Genomic DNA, 267 nt, shown 5'->3' on the forward strand with positions numbered 1-267 from the left:
GGCATGGACATCCGCAGCGAGCGCCGGTCGCTCGAACGCGGCGCCCATATCGTCGTCGGCACGCCCGGCCGGCTCTGCGATCATATCCGCCGCCACGCACTCGACATGTCGGAGCTGAAGGCCGCCGTGCTCGACGAGGCCGACGAGATGCTCGACTTGGGCTTCCGCGAGGACCTGGAATTCATTCTCGATTCGGCACCGGACGAGCGCCGCACACTGATGTTTTCGGCGACAGTGCCAGCGGCCATTGCCAAGCTCGCCAAGAGC

Annotated in this window: 1 protein-coding gene; it reads left to right on the forward strand. The window is 66.3% G+C overall.

All coding sequences use genetic code 11. The annotated features are described in order from the left end of the window. On the forward strand, positions 1-267 hold a 267-nt coding region (locus EOD29_RS32220; RefSeq protein WP_127248835.1), incomplete at both ends, for a DEAD/DEAH box helicase.

It is taken from the genome of Mesorhizobium sp. M1A.T.Ca.IN.004.03.1.1 (assembly GCF_003997555.1).
Classification (GTDB): Bacteria; Pseudomonadota; Alphaproteobacteria; order Rhizobiales; family Rhizobiaceae; genus Mesorhizobium.